The sequence below is a fragment of the Cellulomonas septica genome, assembly GCF_012396155.1.
GTDB classification, from domain to species: domain Bacteria; phylum Actinomycetota; class Actinomycetes; order Actinomycetales; family Cellulomonadaceae; genus Cellulomonas; species Cellulomonas septica.
On sequence record NZ_JAAXOY010000686.1, the window covers coordinates 1 to 1862 of the forward strand.

3 protein-coding genes are annotated in these 1862 nt (G+C 73.4%); 1 reads left to right on the plus strand and 2 read right to left on the minus strand.

Annotated features, from left to right (window positions below):
* Both HGA02_RS18095 and HGA02_RS21245 read right to left on the minus strand, forming a co-directional pair.
* A partial coding sequence (locus HGA02_RS18095; RefSeq protein ID WP_168680668.1) for a thioredoxin domain-containing protein occupies positions 1 to 534 on the minus strand: 534 nt, incomplete at its 3' end.
* 102 nt (positions 535 to 636) lie between these two features.
* Complete coding sequence (locus tag HGA02_RS21245; RefSeq protein ID WP_168680670.1) at positions 637 to 1140, minus strand: septum formation family protein; 504 nt, start codon at positions 1138 to 1140, stop codon at positions 637 to 639.
* A gap of 232 nt (positions 1141 to 1372) precedes the next feature.
* Here HGA02_RS21245 and HGA02_RS18105 point away from each other — a divergent pair, with 232 nt between their 5' ends.
* Positions 1373 to 1798, plus strand: coding sequence for a VOC family protein (locus HGA02_RS18105; protein WP_168680672.1), 426 nt, complete (start codon positions 1373 to 1375; stop codon positions 1796 to 1798).
* Positions 1799 to 1862: the final 64 nt, after the last annotated feature.

Consider the following 1862-nt stretch of genomic DNA (forward strand, 5'->3'; position numbering starts at 1 on the left):
CCCGGCGGCCGCGTCGGCCGGGGCGGGGCCCGACCGCGGTGCGGCGAACGCGTCGCGGATCGTCGTGGCGGTCGCCTCGACCTCGTCGCGACGCGTCTGCCAGGCGGCCGCGATCCCGGCCAGCACCTCGGGGAACGACGGGACGCCGTGCACGGGCCGCGGCGGGAAGTACGTGCCGCAGAAGAACGGGGTGCCCTCGGGCGTCGTGAACACCGTCATCGGCCAGCCGCCCTGACCGGTGAGCGCCTGCGTCGCGGCCATGTAGACCGCGTCGACGTCGGGCCGCTCCTCGCGGTCGACCTTCACGTTGACGAAGTGCGCGTTCATGAACGCGGCGGTCGCGTCGTCCTCGAACGACTCGTGCGCCATCACGTGGCACCAGTGGCACGCCGCGTACCCGACGGACACGAGCAGCGGGACGTCGCGACGACGGGCCTCCGCGAAGGCGTCGTCGCCCCACTCCCACCAGTCGACGGGGTTGTCCGCGTGCTGCCGCAGGTACGGGCTCGTGCTGGCGGTCAGGCGGTTCGTCATGACGCTCCCCTCCACGGGGCGTCCGGCTCCCCGGGAGCGTCCGACGCTACGCGCGGACCGGCGACGCCGCGCGGGCGGTGAGACCCGCGCGGCGTCGGGGGATCAGCGCGCGGCGCCCTTGAGGGTGCCCGTGACGAGCTCGCCGTCGGTGTCGAGGACGCACTGGACGACGCGGTCGTCGACGCCGTCCCAACCCGCCTGCGTCGGCGTGAGGGGCCAGAGGTAGAGCGCGGAGTCGTCGTAGGGGATGCCGACGAACGTCTCGAACTCGGCGGCGCAGAACTCCTCGCCCTGCGCCTGCACCTCGGCGTCACCCGGGAAGTCGCCCTCGGGCAGCTCGGTCTCGGCGTAGATCTCGCCGTCGTGGGGGTCGGTGCAGGGGACGACGGGGAGGGACTCCATCTCGGTGTCCTCCTCCATCCCGCTCACGTTGATGCAGTCGCCGACCTGCACGGAGAAGACGTCGGCGTCGGCCGACTCGGTGATCTGGCCGCCGGGCGACTCGCGCGGCGCCTCCTCGGGGCCGAGGAGCGCGCAGCCGGACAGCGCGAGGAGCAGGAGGGCGGGGGCGGCGACGGACGTCGCGACGCGCCGGGTGGGGAGCACGGGTACTCGATTCCGGGGGCAGACGGGGAGCCAGGGGCGGAGGCCCGGACTGGCGACGCGGCATCCAACCACGGGCGCGAACCTGTGCGTGGGCTGTGTGACCCGCTTCACATCCGGCCGACGGAACCGCAGGTCCGCCGTTCACCGCGACGTCGCTCGCGGGGCCTACCGACGTGTCGGTGGTCGGGTCCACGATGGGCCCGTCCGCACCGGATCGACGAGGAGGTCCCCCATGGCCGTGACCCTGAACCCGTACCTCAACTTCCGCACGGGTACCCGCGAGGTGATGGAGTTCTACCAGTCCGTCTTCGGGGGCGAGCTGAACGTCAGCACGTTCGCCGACTTCGGCGCCTCGCAGGACCCGGCCGAGGCCGACCTCGTGATGCACAGCCAGCTCACGACGCCCGACCTCACGCTCATGGCGGCCGACGTGCCGGCCCGCATGGAGCTCGCGTCGGGTTCCACGATCTCCGTGTCGCTGAGCGGCGACGACGACGCGAAGCTGCGCGGCTGGTACGACGCGCTCGCCGACGGCGGGACCGTCCTCGAGCCGCTGACCGTCGCACCGTGGGGCGACGCGTTCGGCATGCTGATCGACAAGTTCGGCACGACGTGGCTCGTCAACATCTCCGGGTCGGGTGCGGGGGCCGACGCCTGACGCGTCCCGCCGCCGACGCCGGTCGACGCCCGACCACGCTCGCCGCCGCCGCCCGCCCGGGTCG